We start from the raw sequence: 411 nt of genomic DNA, 5'->3' as shown, positions 1-411 counted from the left end.
GTGCGACGGAGAAGAAAACAGAAGACGCCGACTTTGCTCTCGCAAAACCGCTGCCTTTTTCGGCCCAAATTCTTGCTGGTACATTCGCAGCTCTTCTTCTACCTTTTCGTCTCCATGGGCAAGTGTGACAGGCCTTCCGTCGAGCCAACGCGCCACTTTCCATCCATGATTGCTATCGACCATCTCAGCAATGCCGGATGATGTGTGCAGCAAAAAAAATTGCAGCATCTTGATTGCTTGTGGTCCACGACTTGTAATATCTCCGAGGGAAAGGAGCTTTCGACCTTGTGAATGGCGATACGTCCCATCGTGACCTCGCTCATACCCCAAGCGCCGCAAGAGTTCGATAAACTCGTCATAACAGCCATGAACATCTCCGACGATATCTACTCCCTTGTCTGCCGAAAGCAC

At 50.9% G+C, this 411-nt stretch carries 1 protein-coding gene; it reads right to left on the bottom strand.

What is annotated here, in order from left to right:
• A partial coding sequence (locus tag SB775_RS27555; RefSeq protein ID WP_410864318.1) for a metallophosphoesterase occupies nucleotides 1–411 on the bottom strand: 411 nt, incomplete at both ends.

The organism is Peribacillus sp. SIMBA_075 (assembly GCF_046534585.1).
Note: the sequence above shows the minus strand (reverse complement) of the source record. Positions and strands in the feature narration are given on the sequence as shown.